The sequence below is a fragment of the Acinetobacter sp. Swhac1 genome, assembly GCF_013390985.1.
Classification (GTDB): Bacteria; Pseudomonadota; Gammaproteobacteria; order Pseudomonadales; family Moraxellaceae; genus Acinetobacter; species Acinetobacter towneri.
Map to the genome: position 1 here is coordinate 45,168 of NZ_JACASN010000004.1, position 19,777 is coordinate 64,944.

Below are 19,777 nucleotides of genomic sequence, written 5' to 3' on the forward strand. Positions count from 1 at the left end.
GCACTCTTAAACAATAAAGAAAATTAAAAAGGTGTTTGGAAAAATGGGTGGAAATGAATGGTGGCTCGCATTCTTAAGAGTGTTGAGTGATTTGCAGTATTTCGTTGCAGGGTTAATGGGGGCGGCAGTGGCGACTCGATATAACAAAGAGCAGCTTAAAACACCCAAAGACTACGCCGTATTTTTACTGTCGGGTGCATTTACGGCACATTACCTCACTTTACTCATTATGCATTACACGGCGCTTGCACCGAGTCATGCGGGTGGTATTGGCTTTTTGACTGGAGCGCTTGGTGGGTTGGTCTTACAAGAGTTCTTCGCTTGGATTAAATCGGGTGCATATAAGCAGGTCGGATTTACATCATTTTTCATAGAAATGATGAAAAACTGGTTTAAGCGGGGTGGTAAAAAATGAAAGAAAATCTGATTCGTTCGTTACGTGGTGAAGAGGGCGAAGTGCTTACAGAGTACAAAGATCATTTGGGTTACTCAACGATTGGTGTTGGTCGCTTAATAGATAAACGCAAAGGCGGGGGCATCACTAAAGAAGAATCTGCTTATTTGCTGAACAACGATATCGACAAGATTATTGAACAGCTAGACAAGCGTATTTCGTGGTGGAAGACACTCGACGAAGCACGCCGTGGAGTGTTGGTAAATATGGCATTTCAGATGGGTGTGGATGGATTATTAGGTTTTAAAAACACATTGGCCATGATTCAGTCTGGTCGTTATTCGGATGCTGCGAAAGGTATGTTGAGTTCATTATGGGCGAAGCAAACACCAGCACGCGCAAAACGGATGTCAGAACAAATGCGTACAGGCGTATGGCAATTTAAGTCGGGGTTCTAATGAATATTAAACTCATTGTTGCTCTTGGCTTTTTACTGACCAGTATTTTCATTGGTTGGTGCTGTTATGACTATGGTTATACACAGGCACGCACACAGCAAATAGACAATTACGAAAGCATGATTCGAGAACTGAAAGCTGAATCGGATCAAGCGCTCGAAAGAGAGCGTGAGAGTTACAAAAAACAAGAGCAACTTGAGACTAAGTACCTTGAAAAGATTAAGGAATTACAGCACAATGAAACAACTCTTATTGATGAGTATCGCGCTAACAATCTCAGGTTGCGCGACTCACTTAAAGCCAAGCAATGTCCCGATGTGTCCAGCACTGCCAACAGCACCAGCGGCAATCATGCAACCACAACAGGCGGACTTCACGACAGAGATGTCGAGTTTCTTATTCGGTATGCCGCAAGAGCAGACGCCGTAGCAGAGCAACTCAAGAGTGCTCAAGCTCTCATCAAGCAAGACAGAGAGCTTTGCAACGGTCAGACCGAAACAACTGATTCCAAAGAAAAAATAGTTTCCCAAGGTACTTCCAGAGGGGCACCCCAAGCGGGGGCAAAGACCTCGCGTCTTTCGACATCTCGGTAAAATTTTGAAGTGTGGTTTATGTTTATACCATGCTTATTCGTATTATGGGTTTTTAGTATGTTTTTACATTTGATTGACCGGAAAACAGCAATAGAGTTTGGATTGAAAAAGTTTTTCACTGGTGAAAAATGTAATCTCGGTGGAGTATCAGAAAGATCTACTAAAAATTCAGCATGTAGATGTAAATATCATTTAGATATAAAACGCCTCAACTCAAAAAAACGTTATGTTAATAAAAAGGATGATATTAGACAGCAGCAGAAGCAGTACAGCGAGATGAATAAAGCCAAAATGAATGATGCTTCATTAAGGTATTACAGTAGAAATAAGGAAAAAATAAATAGTCGTAAGAAAATCCATCGACTGAAAAATATCGACAGTATTAAATCTAAGGCATTGGAATACAGGAATCGAAATAAGGAAAAAATAGCAAAAAAAGATAAGGAACGATATGACAGACTTAAATTTTTAGGATTGCTGAAAGAAAAACGTGCAAAGTATTATTCTGAAAATAGAGAAGCCATATTAAATAAAAATAGAGGTTTTCAAAAAACTTGGAGACAAGCAAATAAGGATAAGCTGAGAGATGGAAAACAAAAGCGTAGAGCCGCTAAATTACAAGCAACCCCATCTTGGTATTCAGAATTGGACAGTTTCGTTTTTACCGAAGCCTATCTGTTATCTAAAGATAGGGAGATATTAACTGGAATTAAGTGGGAAATTGACCACATGATTCCATTACAGGCAGAAAATGTTTGTGGTTTACACGTGTGGAATAATTTCCAGGTAATTCCATCATTTTTAAATCAAAGTAAAAGAAACAAAATGATCTACTGCAATCCATTTGATTGGCTGAGGGAAATACTTGATGGTTGCACTTGTTAAAGGTAAACAGGTAACTAGGCAGGCATTAGCTGATGTTTTTGGCGTTTCTTTGCCCACTATTGACGCTTGGGTTAGAAAGGGTTGCCCTTTTGTTGAAAAAGGTGGGCGAGGGCAAGAGTGGCAGTTTAATACAGCTCAAGTTTCTAAGTGGTTACGTGATCGTGATGTAGAAGAAGCAACAGGTGGCATTCCAGATGACCTCGAAGAATTAAAATTGCGTGAGCAAAAAGCAAAAACAGAACTTACTGAATTAGAGTTGGCCACAAAAAAAGGTGAGGTTGCATTAATTGCAGAGTTTGAGCGTGCTCAAGCAATGGTATTTGCTGCTATACGTGCAAATATTATGAATGTGCCGCAGCGTGCCGTTTTACAGCTACTTGGTGAAACTGATGAAAGAGCTTTTAAAGAGAAATTAAAAGCTGAACTGATCTTAGCACTTGAAACTTCAGCTGAAGAAGAGCTGGAGGAGGAAGAGATTGAGTGATCTTTCTATATTCAGTAATTATGGATCTGTTCTAGATGCTGTAAAACGCTCTATGCATCATCTGGTACCGCCACCAGATATTCTGCCAAGTAAGTGGGCAGAAAAAAATATTAAGATCCCTGTTGGTAATGCGATACCAGGTCCTATTAATTTTGATAATGCGCCGTATCAGCGTGGCATGATTGATGCCATCAAAGAATATGGTGTTCGTCGTATCACCTACATGACAGGTGCACAGCTTGGTAAAACTACAATTCAACAGTGTGCAACTGGCTATTTCATTGCTCATGAGCCTAAATCACAAATATTTGTACAGCCAACACAAGGTGATGTGCAAACCTTTCTAGAAACCAAGCTTCGTCCAATGATTGAGGCGAACAAATCCATTTCTCAAAAGATGGCCAAGCCTCGTAGCCGTGATGGTGTGAATAATAGCCGCATGATTTCTTATGTTGGCGGGTGGTTGATGTTCTCCTGGGCGGGCTCACCAAAGACATTGCGTTCACGTTCCGCGCCAATTACTCACGCTGATGAAATTGACGGCATGGAGGCAACAGCGGAGGGTGATCCAATTGAATTACTTGCTCAGCGGTCAGCAACATTTGGTGATCAAGCTTTAAGAACAGAATCGAGCACACCAACAATTGCTGGTGCAAGTCGTGTAGAAAATGCATTTAAGCAAGGCGATATGCGCCGTTACTATGTGCCATGCCCACATTGCAATGAAGCACAATTCCTAAGATGGGAAAATGTCACTTGGCAGGGTCGAAAATCTACAAATATTCAAGACGCAAAAGAAGATTTAGATCAAGAGCATGATGTTGAAACAGCGGGTTATCGCTGTGAATGCTGTGGTGCAGTGTGGTCTGATGGTGAGCGTATTGCTTCGATTCGTAATGCTGAAAAACTTGGTCACGGCTGGAAGGCAGAAAAACCATTTAAGGGCCATATTAGCTTTCACGCGCCAGAGATGCTTTCTACATTCCGTAAGATGCGTGACATCGTGCAATCCTATTTAGATAAGTTGGTGCTTGATGATTTACAGGTATTTGTAAACGTGTCACTGGGTGAAACTTATGAAGAAAATGGAGATAAGGCAGATCCTGAAATACTACAGCTACGTGCGGAGGAATATGTCGCACGTGTGCCGAACGCAGGTGTCTATCTAACTTGTGGTATCGACATGCAGATGGATCGTTTAGAACTTGAGATTGTCGCTTGGGGTGTAGGTGAAGAAAGTTGGTCTATAGATTACCGTGTGCTTTGGGGTGATCCGTTGGGTGATGAGATTTGGGAAGAATTAGACGACATTCTTGAAGCTACGTATTTGCATGAATCGGGTGCACAACTGAGTGTTTCGGCTGCATGTTTAGATACAGGTGGTACGGCTGGTTATACACAGCGTGCCTATGAATATGTAAAAAGTCGTAGAAATAGAAAGTTGTTTGCAATTAAAGGGCGTGCAGGTTGGGGTATGCCAATTGTGCAAAGTCCACAGCGTAAGCAATCGGGTAAAGATAAGCGTAAAGTTGATTTATTCATTGTTGGGGTAGATGAAGCAAAACTTACTGTTATGCGCCGTTTGGATTTAGAAAAGAAAGGACCGGGCTATTGTCATTTTCCACATGACCGAGAAAGTGAATGGTATAGACAATTAACGGCTGAAAAATTGATTATCCGCTATGTCAAAGGACAGCCAATACGTGAATGGCATAAGCCAGATCGAGCACGAAATGAAGCACTGGATTGTCGTGTATATGCTTTGGCTGCTTTAAAAATTATGCAGCCGAATTTAAAGCGTGTAGCTGAGCGTGTATCAATAGATGTGTCAGATCAACCTGTGATTGAAAATAAAGAGAATACCGAATCTAAGCCTAAAACTGTTGTTAAACGTAAGGTTGTTAAAAAGCCACAAGCAAAAATAGTCATGCCAGCTATCAAGAGTGCTGTGGTTAAGAAAAAACGAATATTTGGAAATAAGAAGCCGTCCTAAATACCAACAACAAAACTGAATAATGATTTCAAAGTTAGCTTTGACTACATTCAAATTTTATATTTGAGTAAATAAAATGGTTACTGAAATCTCTCCAGCTGAGCTAGTTACTCTTAAAAATGGTCAAATTTACAAAATAAAAGGCTTGTCATCTCTATATACATATCAATCAACAGCAACAGCGAGTGCTGTGTATGGGAGTCACGATCAAGTCAACTGGGTCAAGATTGTAGATTTGGCTATTAATGATTCATCTGTATTACAGCAAAGCTGGCATTACATCAAGGTTGTTGGTGGTGATGTTTTATTAAGACGAGGTTAATTATGGCTATCGTCAATTCAAGAGCAGCTATTGAGCCTAAAACTGGTAAAGCTGCCATTTTTGTTAATGAAACCATACACTCACTAATTCGCAAACTATTCGCCAACAATGAGCAAGGCTTTGCTTACGACCCTAACGACTTAACCACACTCTATCAAGACGCAGCAGGGACTGTGCCTGTGACTGGTGTGGGGCAGGCTGTTGGGTTGATCAAGGACAAGTCAGGTCGTGGTAATCATGCCTACCAAACCACATCAGCATCACGCCCATTATTACAACGCAATGCAACAATAGGGGTGTATTACTTAGAATTTGATGGTAGTGATGACTTCCTTGTGACGAATAGTATTGATTTTACTGCTACTGATAAAGCGAGCTTATTTGCAGGAGTTCGTAAATTATCAGATACAGCGCAAATTATTACAGAACTCTCAGAAACATATAACGTTAACAATGGCTCTTTTTGCTTCATAGCAGGTAATGATGTTGGTGGTATCGGTTACATATCTATTGGGCGTGGTTCGGCTACCGTAGATGTAAGCCAATTCGCACGTAGTTTTACATATATAGCTCCAGACACCGCAGTATTATCAGTAAAGCACGACATTTCTAACAGTCTATCTAGTATCCGCAGGAATGGTGTAAGTGGTATGGACGGACTTGGATATAAAGGCTCAGGAAACTTTGGTAACTATCCACTTTATATCGGTAGGCGTGGAGGAACATCATTCCCATTCAACGGTCACATTTACAGCTTAATCGGTGTGGGTCGTTTAACTACAGATGCTGAAACAGCAGTTATCGAGAAAGAATTAGCTAAACGTACAGGAGTGACTCTAAGTGTTTAACTTATCCGTAGTAAATATCATCCCTGATGCACATAAAGATGCAATCAACCAGATTGCTGAAGCTTATGGATGCGGTCCTAACAATCTTTCAGTAAAGCTACAGGATACTGAAGGTAATGTTTTCTGGGGCTGTCATTCGTGGTGGAAGTCGGAGGACTATGCAGTATTCAGTGACGATGAATTAAGAGCGCAGGTAGTTCCTGCTGAGTTGCAACCATCACTTGAACACCTATACGAGCGATTAATGCTTGATGGTAGTAGTCAAGAGAATTGGCAAAGTGCTTTGGATGAATTGGGGCTTTCGGAAGTTCAAGAAGAAGTTTAAATTTTTACAAGCATCCGAAAGGGTGCTTTTTTTGCAATTGTGAATAATGAAAAAAAACGCCTAAAAAATAATGATAAGACCAAGAAAACACGCATTTTTGGTTAAAAATACATGAGTGGTCAGCAATTTCCAAACCAAATCAAAGCAGGTACTACGTTTAAATTTAGTTTGAATTTGACCGCTTACCCTGCCTCCGATTGGACAATTCACGCCTATTTACGTGGTGCTCATGCAATTGATATGCAGGCAGAGCCACAGGGCAATATGCATATTTTCAATATTTCAGCTTTGGTCACAAAAGAATACAAAGCGGGTCATTACGGCTATTCACTTCGAGCAATTCACACTGAATCTGGTGAAGTTTATGAACTTGAAGCTGGCGCTGTTGAGATTAAAGCAGACTTGGCGGCGATATCTACAAGCCAAGATTTAAGAAGTCATGCACGTAAAACACTAGATGCAATTGAGGCAACTATTGAAGGGCGTGCAAGTCTTGACCAAGAACGATACAGAATTAACAACCGTGAACTATATCGAACACCACTAGAAACTTTAAAGAAACTACGTGATCAGTATCGAGCAGAAGTGAGCCGTGAAGAAGCAAAGCTATCCGGCAAAAGCATGTTCGGTAAAACATTACGTGTGCGTTTGGGGTAAACCATGTTTGGATTAATAAAGAAAGAAGACCAAATCAGAACTCCACACGTTACAGAATTGAATGACGTAACTGTGAACAAGCCTAAAAAACTATATCGAAATATGGTTCGCTCATTTAAAGCTGCTGTTTCAAGTCGCTTAAACAGTAAGTGGCCATCTATGCCGATCAGCGCGGATATAGTAATTGAGCGCAATCAAAGAATTTTAGTAGCACGTAGTCGTGAGCAATGCTCAAACAATGATTATGCAAAAAACTATGTTCGCATGGTGCACCAAAATATTGTTGGCCCTACTGGTGTGACACTTCAAGCACAAGTTAAAAACTCCGCAGGTAAACTTGATGCACAAGCCAATGATGCGCTTGAGTTTGCTTGGTCTGAGTGGTCGAAAAAAGAAAACTGCGACATCCAATCAAAGAAAACATGGCGCTCTATTCAGCGTACTTGTGTGGTTTCAGCCGCCAAGGATGGTGAATTTTTTGCACGGATCGTTCGCGGTGGTGACGCTGGGCCATGGGGGTTTTCGTTACAGCTGATTGATGCACAACGTTGTCCAATTGATTACAACGCTAAGTTGAAAAATGGCAGATTTATTCGCCAAGGCATTGAGTTTAATACTTATGGCAAGCCAATCGCGTATTACTTTAATGCCACAGATGGTGATGATGTTTACTATCGAACAGCGACTAACAATTACACTCGAGTAGAAGCATCCGATGTGATTCATGGATTTTTAGAAGACATGGTTGGGCAAAAGCGTGGCTTGCCTTGGACTTCTACAAGCTTATTCCGATTACATCAAATTTCAGAGTTTGAAGACTCAGCTATTGTGAATGCACGTGTATCTGCCAACAAAATGGGTTTTATTCAGTGGCGTGAGGGTTTCGGTCCTAAATTTGAAGAAGACGATGAGATTCAAATTGAATCGCAAGCTGGTGAATTTCCGATGTTGCCAGAAGGCGCTGAACTTAAAGAGTGGTCGCCAAATTATCCAACAGGTGAATTTCTACCATTTCACAAAGCAATGCTTAGATCGATGGCTGCAGGTATGGGGGTTTTATATAACAACCTTGCTTCAGATTTGGAAAACGTCAACTTCTCAAGTATTCGTCAGGGCACTTTGGATGAGCGCGAACACTGGAAAGAATTACAACAATGGCTAATTGAAACACTGATTGAGCCTGTATTTTTTGAATGGCTCAAATATTCGCTATTGAAAGGCCATATTAAGAAAAAAAATGGTTCTTCATATCAAGCCTTGGAACTTGACCGATTAAGCAAGGTTTCTTGGCAAGCACGCCGTTGGACGTGGATCGATCCATCAAGCGAAGTAGCAGCCGCTGAAAAAGCAAAAAATAACATGCTGACTTCACCAGGCTCTGTAATTCGCGAACAAGGTAAAGATCCGCAAACCGTGTGGGCAGAATCCGCGCGTGATTTAAAAACAATGAAAGACGAATACATTAATCAAGGTTTTTCTGCTGAAACCGCAGAAGAAATGGTGCTTGCCAGCATGGGGCGCAAACAAACAGGGGCGGTAGGTCGTCCAAAGGAAGGTATGTAAATGAAAATTAACCGTATCAATTTAGCGATGGCTTTGGCTGGTACCTATTTTACACGTGATGCTTCAAACACTGTGTTGCCTGAATTTAACAAGGAGGCATTAACGCGTTCTTTTACTTTTGAGCGCGCTTCAATTGATGAAGAAAAACGCACTGTAGAGCTTTCATTTTCAAGTGAAGTGGAAGTTCAGCGTTGGTTTGGTTTTGAGGTTCTAGATCATAGTGCTGGCGCTATGCGTATGGACCGCATTATTGGTGGTTCTTTGTTGCTGAATCATGATTGGGATGATCAGGTAGGTGTTGTTGAATCTGTGCGCATTGATGCAGATCGTAAAGGTCGTGCGGTAGTTCGTTTTGGGCGCTCAGCACATGCAGAAGAGATTTTTCAAGATGTTAAAGATGGTATTCGTAAGCATGTATCTGTGGGGTATCGCGTACTCGGTGCCAAGTTAAAAGAAACGCGTGATGGTAATGATGTCTATCTCATTACAGATTGGGAACCTTATGAGATTTCACTTGTATCTGTACCTGCGGATATCACAGTAGGGGTGGGACGTTCTGCAATTGTGAATAATGAAAACACACCTGCGAATTTGCAAAATGAAAAAATAAACAATACTCAAATTCCTCATCAACAGAGAACACACATTATGAATTGGGAATATTTTACTGACGAAAAGGGCAACCAAGTACGTCAACAAGTAGACGCAGAAGGTAAGCGTTTTGGTGCAATCGAATTGGTTCGCGCTGTTGATGATACAGCAGAGCAAGGCGCGCAAGCAGAGCGCAAACGTGTAAGCGATATTATTGCTTTAGGTGAGCGTTTTGGCGCGGGTGACTTGGTTCGTCAATTTATTGATGAAAATAAAACAGCAACAGATTTGCAAGCCGCAATTTTAGAACGAACCCATAAAAAACAAAGCAAACCGTTACGCGAACAAACGCGTGATAGTAACCTTGGTTTGTCTGATTCGGAAGTTCAGCGTTTTAGCTTGGTCCGCGCAATTCGTGCATTACTTCCAAATGCAACACAAGCAGATAAAGAAGCAGCTGCTTTTGAAATGGAATGTAGCCGTGAAGCTGAAAAAGCGTATGGCCGTACTGCACAAGGTATTTTAGTGCCAAGCGATGTTTTAAATCGTGCGTTTGAAAAAGGTGGTACTACAAGCTCTGGCGCAAGCATTGTTGCTGAAGACCATCGTGCAGACATGTTTATTGACATGCTTCGTAACCGTACATCAATCATGGGTCTTGGTTATGTGATGGGTGGTTTAGTAGGTGATGTTGATATTCCAAAACAAACCGCTGGCTCAACAGCATATTGGTTGGGTGAAGATGAAGAGGTTGGTGCTTCAAATCCTACCACTTCACAATTAAAAGCATCTCCTAAAACAGTTGGTGGCCGTGTTGAGATTACACGTAAGCTTTTACAACAAAGCTCTCCAGCAGCAGAAGATTTGGTTTGGAATGATTTAAACCGTTCAATTGCATTGAAAATTGACCATGCTGCTTATTACGGTTCAGGTTCTGCAAATCAGCCACTAGGCCTTAAAAATATTTCAGGCATTAACGCCGTGAATTTTGCTGCGGATAATCCTACTTTTGCTGAATTGGTGAAAATGGAGTCTGAAATTGCATCTGATAATGCAGAAGCAGACCGTATGGCATATGTGATTAACGCAGCAATGCGCGGTCATGCAAAAACAACAGCGCGTTTTGGATCTGGTACAGAAAGTACAATCTGGGAAGCAGGCAATACAATGAACGGCTACCGCACAGAAGTAACCAATCAAATTGCCAATGGTGATGTGTTCTTTGGCAACTTTGCCGACCTAATCATCGCACTTTGGGGTGGTCTTGATATTACTGTCGATCCGTATTCATCAAGTGCTAAAGGTGGCGTGCGCATTGTTGGCTTCCAAGATGTAGACTTTATTCTTCGCAATACTGCATCAATTTGCTATGGCAAGAAACCAGCTTAATGCTGGTTTCTAACCTGTCTTTAGACTTTATATAGGTATATAAAAATGGTTAAGAAACTAACTGTAGTTATCGCTTTAACTTCCGCTGTTGCAATTGATGGTGAAATTCGTGTTGCAGGCGCTGAAGTTGAAGTTGATCAAGATCTTGCAAAAGATTTATTGGCGCGTGGTCGTGGCGTATTGGTTGAAGCAACTGATTTCACCCAAGAGGGGGATGGAGAGATTGATTTGGCTAAAATGACAAAAGCTCAATTGGTTGAATTTGCACTGCATGAATATGAAATTGAACTTGATGCATCGCTTACCAAGGATGCGTTAATCGAAGCGATTCAAGCAGCTGCGGAAGACGAATAATGACTTCGCCGAGTTGGGAAAATTTAGACGTTTTCCTACAAACTGATGCGGTAGGTGGCTTTGCTATTACCGCAACGATTCAGTTTGCGGATGGGTCTGATGATAAGCCAGTAACAGGCATATTTGATGAGCCATATCTAAATGCTCAGCTTGGCGAATATGAAGTTGACGATGCTCAGCCACGCTTTACATGTAAATCAAGTGATGTGAAAGGTGTGGCGCGTGGTGATGACTTGTTACTTCCCGACGGTCGCAAATTTCATGTGATGACATATCCACAGCAAGACGGTACTGGAATGTCTATTCTTAAACTTGAAGTGAATGCATGATTTCTCTTGGTATTAGTGCTCAAGGCATTGAATCAATTATTGCTGAGTTAGAGCCTACAGAAAAACAAGTTAATGCTGCATTAAGCCGTACTTTAAATAAGATGGCCAAGTGGATTCAAACGAGAACTGTAAAAGGTTTGAGTGCAGAGCTTCAAGTTATGCAGAAGGTTTTACGCAGAAGAATGCGTAAGACGACGATTCAAAAAACAAGTACAGGTTGGACAATCAATCTTTGGTATGGCTTAAACGAAATATCATTGATTCATTTAAATGCACGTGAAACTAAACGTGGTGTGACTGCTGGCAAACATAAGCGAGACGGTGCTTTTATTGCTAAAGGTCAAGTTTTTAAAAGACAAGGAAAAGGGCGTTTGCCACTTGAAAAGCAAACGTTAGAAATTAAAGAAAAAGCAGACTCGTATTTAGATGGACAGGCTTTTTCTAATGGGTACCAAGAGCAATTTTTTAAAGTTTTGGAGCATGAATTGAAATGGCAGATGCGATAGAAGGCACAGACATCGTTGCAATGCATGAGAACATTGTAAAAAAACTTTCAGATCAATTTAAAGATAATTTTAAGTTGATTGAATTTTATCGAAGTGAAAATGAACGCTCGCCATTAAAAAAAGAAAATTTACCAGCATTGTTGCTTGAGGTTCCAGACTTTGAGTTGAATTTGGAAGGAGATGCAGGTACAGAGCAATTACCTATGTTTGCTCGCATTGAAGCGCGCGTTGTTATTGATGCAATGGAAAAAGAACAAGACAATCCAACTTTTGCAAAATTAAAGGTAAGAACACTTGCCTTAAAACTTGCCCAATACCTTTTTAAAAACAAACATTTTCACGAATTAAAAACAGGTCCGTTAACTCTTTTAGATGTGACTGAAGATGCATTTTATCCTGGACTAGACCGCTATGATGTTTGGCGTGTGGATTTTTCCATACCTATTCATATTGGTGAAAGTATTTGGAAATCTGAAGGCGTAACGCCTACAGCATGGTTTAGTTGGGCACCCGAAATTGGTAGTGCTCATTCAAGTGCTTATCAGGAAATATTGCCATGAGTTATGCATTAGCACAGATGGATCGCATCCTTGCAAACCTTATAAAGATAGGTCGTGTAGATAGCGTTGATTTAGCCGCTGGTACTGCAACAGTAAATTTTGATGGTGAGTTGGTATCGGGTCTTGAGTGGTCTAAAACACGTGCTGGAGCAGATCGCTCATGGAATGGCGGTTATACCAAAGGTGAGCAAGTTTTAGTGCTGTCTCCATCAGGTGATTTATCACAAGGTGTTATTGCATTTGCGATATCTCAAGACGCCTTTCCGAATGCTGGTGATGGCGAAAACCCAAAGCATATTTATGCAGATGGGACTGTGGTCGAATACAACAAAGCGAGTAATACATTAAATATCGATCTTTCCGCTTCAGGTGGCAAGGTTGTGATTAATGGTGGCTTGGTTGTAGATGGCTCAGCTGAATTTAATGGTTCTGATGTAACGCATAAAGGCAAAAGCATTGGTAAAGACCATTCACATAAGGGTGTTCAGACTGGCAGTGGTAATACTGGGGCGGTGAACTAATGGGTATGAATGCTGAAACGGGCCGTGAATTGACAGGGTTGGAGCATTTAAAACAATCGATTGCCGATATTTTAAATACTCCGATTGGTTCACGTGTGATGCGCCGTGATTATGGCTCTCGATTATTTGAATTAATTGATGCGCCAATTAACAGAAGCACGGTGGTTGATATTGTTGCAGAAACCGCAGAAGCCCTAATGAAGTGGGAAGATCGCCTTGTGGTTAGTGCTGTAGATGTAACGAGCGCAGTAGTAGGACAGATTGTTCTAAGAATTACTGGCAAATACAAACTTGATGGGAAGACTGTTCAATTGGACGGGATTGTGGTGGGCAAATGAGTACAGTCGATTTTTCACAGCTTTTACCGCCTAGCTTAATCACAGAATTAAGCTACGAAGCCATTTTCACAAAAAGAAAAGAAAGCTTCATATCTCTATATGATGCATCTGAACAACAAGCAGTACGACAGTTATTGCAACGTGAATCTGAACCAGTGGTGAAGTTGCTACAAGAAAATGCATATCTGGAAATGCTGTATCAAGCAAAATGTAATGCTGACGCTAGATCTTTATTGCTTGCTTATGCGGAAAAATCAGATTTAGATCATTTGGCTTTAACAGAATACGGGCTAACACGCTTAGTTGTAACGCCTGCGGATAACACAGTAATTCCGCCAGTTGAAGCTGTGTATGAATCTGATGAGCGATTACGTGAGCGTTGTATTTTATCATTTGATGGTATGAATACGGCTGGATCTGCAAATGCGTACCGCTATTTCACATTATCGGCAGATGGTCGAGTAGATGGTATTAAGGTGAAATCCGATGAAGCAACCCCTTGCTTTTTAGACATTGTGATTACGCAAGTTGATAGTGAAAACGGTGCAGCATCAGAAGAACTGATTCAAATTGTTCAAAAGGCTTTAGATCCTGATACGGTGCGTCCAGTTGGTGATAGACCAAAAGTTAAATCAAGTATCGCAACAAATTACCAAATTGAAGCGGTTTTATATGTTGGTAAAAATGCAGAGGATGCATTGTTACTTGAAGCTGCAAATATTCGATTAGATAAATACATTAAAAATGCTCAAAAAAACGGTGAAAGTATTTACCTATCTGCAATTTATGCTGCATTGCATGTGGATGGGATTGAGCGAGTCGAGATTACTTCGCCAGCCTCAGATTTGGTAATGGACAGTTATCACCATCCATACTGCACATCTAAAAACATTACAGTTGGAGGTGTAATTTGACAAGTTTACTTCCTCCAAATTCCACAGACTTAGAAAGAAAACTTGCTGAAGTTGGTAAGAATGCTTTTGATTTACCCTCAATTCGCATTATCAAAGATATTGATCATGTGCCATCACAGTTTTTACCCTTCATCGCTTGGCAAAAGTCAGTCGACTATTGGGATGAAAACTGGCAAGAAGAATTAAAACGAAAAGTCATTAAAGAATCACGTGATTTACATCGTTTAAAAGGCACACCTGCAGCTATTAAGAAAGCCTTAGAACCTTTTGGTTATGAAGTCAACCTGATTGAATGGTGGCAAGCACAGCCGAATCTGACACCAGGAACGTTTAATTTAGAGTTGAACGTCATTGGTAAAAGCTTAAATGCTGAAACATACAGTGAAATAAATAGATTAGTGTCTGAATCAAAAGCCGCATCGCGTCATCTAGCAAATTTAACAGTAACAATTAACCCAATTTTAACGATACGCAACCTTATTGTGCATCAAACAGCATTAACGTATACAAGCGAGCCGAGGTCATAAATGGCTGAATATTATAATGTCACAACGAATTTAGGTGATGCTGAAGTCGCCAACGCAATCGCCACCAATACAAAAGTCGACATCACGCACATTGCTTTTGGCGACGGCAATGGATCTGTTCCGACCCCTTCTAAAAGTCGAACGACTTTAGTGCGTGAAGTACACCGTCAAGCCGTTACCAAGTATGAACGCCACCCTACCAATCCGAATTGGATCGTTATTGAAACAATTATTCCATCTGACATTGGTGGCTTTACAATTCGTGAAATGGGTATCATTGGAAATGGAAAACTGCTTTCACACGGCTCACATGCACCATTTGAAAAAGTGGCAGATCCATCAGGCGTTTCTGAATACCGTCTGAAGTTCACACAAAATATTACCGATGGGAATGTCGTATCGATTACGCTTGATGATTCATTGATTTTTGCAACGCAAGCATGGGTAGAAGAAAATTTTATTAAACGTTCTGAGATTGTAGATAATTTAATTACTGCTGATCCTAATAAGCCGTTGTCCGCAAATGCTGGTAAATCCTTACAAGATGGTAAGTTGGGTAAAAATGATAATGCTGTAAGTGCAACCAAGCTACAAACTGCACGTACGATTGGTGGTGTATCATTTGACGGCACTTCAAACATTAATTTGCCGTTGCTTGGTTATGACCAAGCTTGGCAAAACGTTAAGTCATCCCGTAACAGCGGTGTTGTTTATACAAATACAACGGGAAAACCTATTCAACTGTTCATATGTGCTAACTTCGACGCAACCGGGAAAATAGAGATTGACGGTATTTCACTACCTATTTATGACCAAGAAGCATACGGGTTTATTTTTGTGGTTATTCCTGCAGGAAGCACGTACAAAGTAACAGTTGTTAATACCGCATTACTACAGACATGGGCAGAACTACGATGAAAAAATATATTGCGATTGATGGTTCAGAAATTCGCTATTTTGAAGATGAAGTAAACGTCAGTGATTGGATTGATTTAAGTAAATATCGATTAATGACAGAAGCTGAAAGCTTAAAGCATGAAACCCCAAAACCTAGCCAGTTTCATACAGAGTGGAACGGCTCAGAGTGGATTGACACACGCACAGAAGAGGAAAAACTCGCATACAAACGTTCACAATATCCAAAACTCACACGCTACCAATTTATGCGTGGCATGCTTGAATATGGCTATAAGTCTTTAGACATTGAAGCTCAAATCATGCTCATTGAAGATGAATATACACGTGAATTGACCATGATCAGTTTTAAAGACGCAGGTAATTTCGTTCGTACAGACCCAAGTATTGATGTTATACGTGACATGTTGAATAAAACAGATTTAGAAATTGATGAGTTTTGGGAGAATACTTCAAACTTGTAAATAAAGCCCTCATTGAGGGCTTTATTATTAAGGATTTAAGGCTTGCTTAAACATAGGTATTAAAAGTTTGTTTCCATATTCATTTAAATGATCACCATCACGATAAATTGGGTATCCATTATATTGAGCTAAACATTTTCCTGTTTTACATAGATATTTGGCAGGATCCAAAACATAGGCACTACACTTATTTGCTACTTTTTGAATTATCTCTCGTAACTCTTGGTTTTGATTATAGTACGTAGCACTGTTGATAGATAAATCTATATTTTTTTCCTTTCTAAGTATCATATGGCTCATTTTTTTGGATACATTAAATCCCATCTCAGGAATTGGCTGAACAATATAAACAGGTGCACTAGGTGGTAGTGCGCAAAGGGTTTCTTCTAGATTTTTTGAAAATTGCTTCAGAAGAGTTTTCCCTTGAGTTTCTGTAGTTTTTTCAAAGAACATAGGAGGGATATTATTTCCTTCAATTTTTTCTGGATCTGACTCGCCATAGATGTTTGCTGTCCAGCGACTTACGATAAAAATAGGCGTGTTATTATAATTTTGTAGTGTCTTTAGTCGATCAAAGTTTTCGTAATAACATACATTATTTACATCGAAAGTTCTTTTTGCATTGAGAATGAATGAGCAGCCTGAGCGTGTTAAGGATAAGATACCTTCATTCTTTAAATTATATTGGGAACTAATAGAAGTAAGAATGGCATCAGCATGACTATCACCAACTACAATTGCTCGAATATTTTGATTATTTCCAATTTTACATTGCGCATATCCATTGCTATTAATATTTGGTAAGCAATTATAGGGATTGGTAGTTTTTTCCTCATTGTTAATATCTAATAAAAATTGAGGGTAATGATACTCGAGACCATTAGTTTTTTTAACAACATATCCACACGCTAAAATAACTAAAAAAACATAAAAAGGTTTAACTTTGTAGATATCTTTCCATGATGCATAGCGCGGGAAATTGATTTTCTCAATAAACTGATAACTTAAGAAACCAAGTAAAATTGACAGAGGGATTCCATACATCCACCAATTTTCAAATGCAAAGTAAAAACCTAAAACCACCAGAGGCCAGTGCCAAACGTAAATAGAGTAGGACCATTTACCAATATAATTAGAAACAGGGTTATTAATGACAAAATTATTTTGATAGTTCGCCACTACTATTAAATATGCGCCAAGTACAGGAATTAGTGCCATGTAGCTAGGCCAGGGCGTGTCTTTTGATATTAAAAAATATGAAGCAATAATTAAGATTATGCCTAAGCACTGAGTCACTATTTGATGTAGCTTATTTTTTAATGACCATGGATATAGGAATGCTAATCCACCAAGGAGCATTTCCCAAGCACGACTTGTCAGTAAGAAGTAAGCAGTTTTACTATCTTTATAAGTCGCATAAATACAGTAAATGAAACTTGCTAAAAATAAGCCTAAAACCACACGTTTTAAATTGCTAACACTCAAGTACTTTTTAAGAGCGATAATGACGATTGGGAAAAAAATATAGAATTGCCATTCAACAGATAAAGACCAAGTATGAAGAAGCCATTTGGTATGCTCTGCAGTATCAAAGTAACCACCACCTTTTGCGAATAGTAGATTCGAAATAAATAGAGAGCTTTTTTCAACTTGACGTCCTAAGTCACGGTAGTCTGTAGGTAGTAAGTAAAACCAACCAAATACAAGTAATACGGCAGACATAGCTGCAAGTACAGGCACAATTCGGTTTGCTCTAGCATTATAGAATTTGAATAAATTAAAAGTATTTTTTTCTACACCACTGAAAATAATCGATGTCATTAAGAAGCCAGAAATGACAAAGAAAACATCTACCCCTGCAAATCCACCAGGTAACCATTGTGGATTAAAGTGAAAAACAACAACAGCAAGTACAGCTATTGCTCTAAGTCCATTTATATCGTATCTAAAATTCATTTATAGCAACTTATTAAAATGTTGAATGACGAAATCTTGGCTATTTTATAGAAACTAGAAAAATAAAGCTTTAATTGCACAGAATTTTTAAGGTTATTAGCGCAATTGTGAATAATGAAAATTACAGGCTAAAGCGTAAGAATTGACTAAAATCTTCAACTGAGATTGCGGTTAATGAGTGACTTATTTTTACATGGGATTCAAAACGTCACAGTAGATGATGGTGCACGCCCCATCACTACCGTACGTAGTTCCACAATTGGGTTAATTGGGTCTGCACCAGAAGCCGATCCTTTAATTTTTCCACTAAACAAACCTGTTTTAATTGCAGGGTCACGTACGCTTGCAGCAAAGCTTGGTGAAACAGGAACGCTACCACAAGCGCTTGATTCTATTTTTGATCAAATTGGCGCCGTGGTTATTGTTGTGCGTATCGATGAAGAGGGAACAGCTCCAGCTACATTAGCAAATGTAATTGGTGGTGTTGATGCAAACACTGGCACATATGAAGGTGTTCATGCATTCCTAGCATCTGAAAACATCACAGGCTTTGTTCCTAAAATTCTAATTGCACCTGGTTTTACACATACGCGTACAGAAGCAGTTGGCGAAACACCAGCTACATCAAATCCAGTTGTTGCGGAATTAATTGGTATTGCAGAGCGCTTAAAAGCAGTCATTGTTGCCGATGGCCCAAATACCAATGATGCTGATGCAATTGCATACTCAAAAGACTTTGGTTCTAAACGCGTATTTTTAGTCGATCCTAAAGTTTTAAAATCAGTCGACGGTGAAACTTCTCAAGAATGGGCAAGTGCTTGTGTTGCTGGTTTAATTGCTAAATCAGATAATGATCGTGGCTGGTGGTGGTCTCCGTCTAACCAAGAAATTAATGGTATTGTTGGTACTGCTCGCGCAATTGATTTTGCAATGGGCGACGCGAATTGTCGTGCTAATTTGCTCAATGAAAAAAATATCACGACAATTATTCGTCAGCAGGGCTATCGTCTTTGGGGCAACCGCACACTTTCAAGTGATTCAAAATGGGCATTCTTATGTGTTGTACGTACAGCAGATATGATTGATGAATCATTAAAAGCTGCACACCTTTGGGCTGTAGATCGTGGCATTACAAAAACTTATGTAGATGATGTGATTGAGGGTGTGAATGCTTACTTGCGTTACCTCACAAACATCGGTGCTATTTTGGGGGGTTCTTGTTGGGCAGACCCTGATCTAAATTCAGCAGATCAAATTGCACAAGGGAAAATCTATTTCGATTTTGACTTTACGCCAGTGTATCCAGCCGAGCATATTATTTTCCGTTCTCACTTGGTTAATGACTATATCAAAGAGATTTTTTCTTAAGGAGTATTTGAGATGGGTGTAGCAAAGGATATTCGTAAGAATTTTAATTTATTTGTTGATGGTCGTGGCTATGCTGGTAACACAGATGAAGCCAATATGCCTGAATTGTCTTTACAAACTGAAGAATACCGCGCTGGTGGCATGGATGCCCCGATTGATATCACAATGGGGATGGAAAAGTTAGTTGCTGACTTTACTTTGAACGCACATGATCGCGATGTCTTGTCTTTGTTTGGTGTGAAAGAAGGTAGCCAAACTTCATTTACAGTGCGTGAGGCAATGGAGTCATTTGACGGCACAGTAACAGCCGTGGTTCATAATTTGACGGGTAAAATTGTCAAAATTAACCAAGGTACCTCAAAAGCTGGTGAAGCACCTAAAGATAAATATGATTTGTCTTTGACGTATTACAAACAAACGATTGGTGGTCAGGTTATTCATGAAGTTGATGTGATCAACATGGTTCGTATTATTAATGGCACAGATGTATTGGCGGATATCCGCTCAGCGTTAGGAATGTAAA

25 protein-coding genes are annotated in these 19,777 nt (G+C 39.9%); 24 read left to right on the forward strand and 1 reads right to left on the reverse strand.

The genetic code is table 11. The features are described from left to right. The first annotated feature begins 43 nt into the window (after positions 1-43). The 22 genes from HX743_RS02930 (at position 44) to HX743_RS03035 (ending at position 15,930) form a co-directional block, all read left to right on the forward strand. On the forward strand, positions 44-415 hold the full coding sequence (locus tag HX743_RS02930) for an MFS transporter (protein WP_178318458.1): 372 nt from the start codon (positions 44-46) through the stop codon (positions 413-415). Continuing rightward, the gene (locus HX743_RS02935) at positions 412-852 is read left to right on the forward strand and encodes a glycoside hydrolase family protein (RefSeq protein ID WP_131229995.1); all 441 of its coding nucleotides are present in this window, start codon (positions 412-414) and stop codon (positions 850-852) included. The genes HX743_RS02930 and HX743_RS02935 overlap by 4 nt, the downstream gene beginning before the upstream one ends. After that, on the forward strand, positions 852-1,445 hold the full coding sequence (locus HX743_RS02940; RefSeq protein WP_178318459.1) for a lysis system i-spanin subunit Rz: 594 nt from the start codon (positions 852-854) through the stop codon (positions 1,443-1,445). Before HX743_RS02935 ends, HX743_RS02940 begins: the two co-directional genes overlap by 1 nt. A gap of 57 nt (positions 1,446-1,502) precedes the next feature. After that, positions 1,503-2,330, forward strand: coding sequence for a hypothetical protein (locus HX743_RS02945; protein ID WP_178318460.1), 828 nt, complete (start codon positions 1,503-1,505; stop codon positions 2,328-2,330). Beyond that, positions 2,314-2,814, forward strand: coding sequence for a terminase small subunit (locus tag HX743_RS02950; RefSeq protein ID WP_178318461.1), 501 nt, complete (start codon positions 2,314-2,316; stop codon positions 2,812-2,814). Before HX743_RS02945 ends, HX743_RS02950 begins: the two co-directional genes overlap by 17 nt. Continuing rightward, entirely contained in the window at positions 2,807-4,807 is a 2,001-nt protein-coding gene (locus HX743_RS02955) for a phage terminase large subunit family protein (RefSeq protein ID WP_214129008.1), read from the forward strand. The genes HX743_RS02950 and HX743_RS02955 overlap by 8 nt, the downstream gene beginning before the upstream one ends. A 76-nt stretch (positions 4,808-4,883) precedes the next feature. After that, positions 4,884-5,129 carry a hypothetical protein gene (locus HX743_RS02960; RefSeq protein WP_131230003.1) on the forward strand — a complete coding sequence of 82 codons (246 nt, stop codon included), beginning with the start codon at positions 4,884-4,886 and terminating at the stop codon, positions 5,127-5,129. A 2-nt stretch (positions 5,130-5,131) separates the two neighbouring features. Then, the gene (locus HX743_RS02965) at positions 5,132-5,977 is read left to right on the forward strand and encodes a hypothetical protein (protein ID WP_178318462.1); all 846 of its coding nucleotides are present in this window, start codon (positions 5,132-5,134) and stop codon (positions 5,975-5,977) included. Next, entirely contained in the window at positions 5,970-6,302 is a 333-nt protein-coding gene (locus HX743_RS02970) for a hypothetical protein (protein ID WP_178318463.1), read from the forward strand. The genes HX743_RS02965 and HX743_RS02970 overlap by 8 nt, the downstream gene beginning before the upstream one ends. Before the next feature lie 111 nt (positions 6,303-6,413). Then, complete coding sequence (locus HX743_RS02975) at positions 6,414-6,959, forward strand: hypothetical protein (RefSeq protein ID WP_178318464.1); 546 nt, start codon at positions 6,414-6,416, stop codon at positions 6,957-6,959. A 3-nt stretch (positions 6,960-6,962) separates the two neighbouring features. Further along, positions 6,963-8,522 carry a phage portal protein gene (locus HX743_RS02980; protein WP_178318465.1) on the forward strand — a complete coding sequence of 520 codons (1,560 nt, stop codon included), beginning with the start codon at positions 6,963-6,965 and terminating at the stop codon, positions 8,520-8,522. Continuing rightward, positions 8,523-10,502 (forward strand): phage major capsid protein, encoded by a 1,980-nt coding sequence (locus tag HX743_RS02985; protein ID WP_178318466.1) that lies wholly within the window; start codon positions 8,523-8,525, stop codon positions 10,500-10,502. It begins immediately after the preceding gene. 45 nt (positions 10,503-10,547) lie between these two features. Next, complete coding sequence (locus tag HX743_RS02990; RefSeq protein WP_178318467.1) at positions 10,548-10,856, forward strand: hypothetical protein; 309 nt, start codon at positions 10,548-10,550, stop codon at positions 10,854-10,856. Next, positions 10,856-11,185 (forward strand): hypothetical protein, encoded by a 330-nt coding sequence (locus tag HX743_RS02995; protein WP_119064369.1) that lies wholly within the window; start codon positions 10,856-10,858, stop codon positions 11,183-11,185. Before HX743_RS02990 ends, HX743_RS02995 begins: the two co-directional genes overlap by 1 nt. Then, positions 11,182-11,691, forward strand: a complete 510-nt coding sequence (locus HX743_RS03000) for a phage tail protein (RefSeq protein WP_178318468.1) — start codon at positions 11,182-11,184, stop codon at positions 11,689-11,691. Before HX743_RS02995 ends, HX743_RS03000 begins: the two co-directional genes overlap by 4 nt. Then, positions 11,676-12,251, forward strand: a complete 576-nt coding sequence (locus tag HX743_RS03005) for a hypothetical protein (RefSeq protein ID WP_178318469.1) — start codon at positions 11,676-11,678, stop codon at positions 12,249-12,251. Before HX743_RS03000 ends, HX743_RS03005 begins: the two co-directional genes overlap by 16 nt. Next, positions 12,248-12,772, forward strand: coding sequence for a phage baseplate assembly protein V (locus HX743_RS03010; RefSeq protein WP_178318470.1), 525 nt, complete (start codon positions 12,248-12,250; stop codon positions 12,770-12,772). The genes HX743_RS03005 and HX743_RS03010 overlap by 4 nt, the downstream gene beginning before the upstream one ends. 5 nt (positions 12,773-12,777) lie before the next feature. After that, on the forward strand, positions 12,778-13,110 hold the full coding sequence (locus tag HX743_RS03015) for a GPW/gp25 family protein (protein WP_250316196.1): 333 nt from the start codon (positions 12,778-12,780) through the stop codon (positions 13,108-13,110). Next, a complete protein-coding gene (locus tag HX743_RS03020) occupies positions 13,107-14,024 on the forward strand; it encodes a baseplate J/gp47 family protein (RefSeq protein WP_178318472.1) in 918 nt (305 codons plus the stop codon). Before HX743_RS03015 ends, HX743_RS03020 begins: the two co-directional genes overlap by 4 nt. Next, positions 14,021-14,551, forward strand: a complete 531-nt coding sequence (locus HX743_RS03025) for a phage tail protein I (protein ID WP_178318473.1) — start codon at positions 14,021-14,023, stop codon at positions 14,549-14,551. Before HX743_RS03020 ends, HX743_RS03025 begins: the two co-directional genes overlap by 4 nt. Next, a complete protein-coding gene (locus tag HX743_RS03030) occupies positions 14,552-15,469 on the forward strand; it encodes a phage tail protein (RefSeq protein WP_178318474.1) in 918 nt (305 codons plus the stop codon). Next, on the forward strand, positions 15,466-15,930 hold the full coding sequence (locus tag HX743_RS03035) for a hypothetical protein (RefSeq protein ID WP_178318475.1): 465 nt from the start codon (positions 15,466-15,468) through the stop codon (positions 15,928-15,930). Before HX743_RS03030 ends, HX743_RS03035 begins: the two co-directional genes overlap by 4 nt. A gap of 27 nt (positions 15,931-15,957) precedes the next feature. Here HX743_RS03035 and HX743_RS03040 read toward each other — a convergent pair whose 3' ends face one another. Then, positions 15,958-17,886 carry an acyltransferase family protein gene (locus HX743_RS03040; RefSeq protein WP_109291596.1) on the reverse strand — a complete coding sequence of 643 codons (1,929 nt, stop codon included), beginning with the start codon at positions 17,884-17,886 and terminating at the stop codon, positions 15,958-15,960. Between the two features lie 174 nt (positions 17,887-18,060). Between HX743_RS03040 and HX743_RS03045 the strand changes: the two genes are divergently transcribed. Beyond that, on the forward strand, positions 18,061-19,254 hold the full coding sequence (locus HX743_RS03045) for a phage tail sheath subtilisin-like domain-containing protein (RefSeq protein ID WP_178318476.1): 1,194 nt from the start codon (positions 18,061-18,063) through the stop codon (positions 19,252-19,254). A gap of 12 nt (positions 19,255-19,266) precedes the next feature. Continuing rightward, complete coding sequence (locus HX743_RS03050; RefSeq protein ID WP_163123752.1) at positions 19,267-19,776, forward strand: phage major tail tube protein; 510 nt, start codon at positions 19,267-19,269, stop codon at positions 19,774-19,776. Position 19,777: the final 1 nt, after the last annotated feature.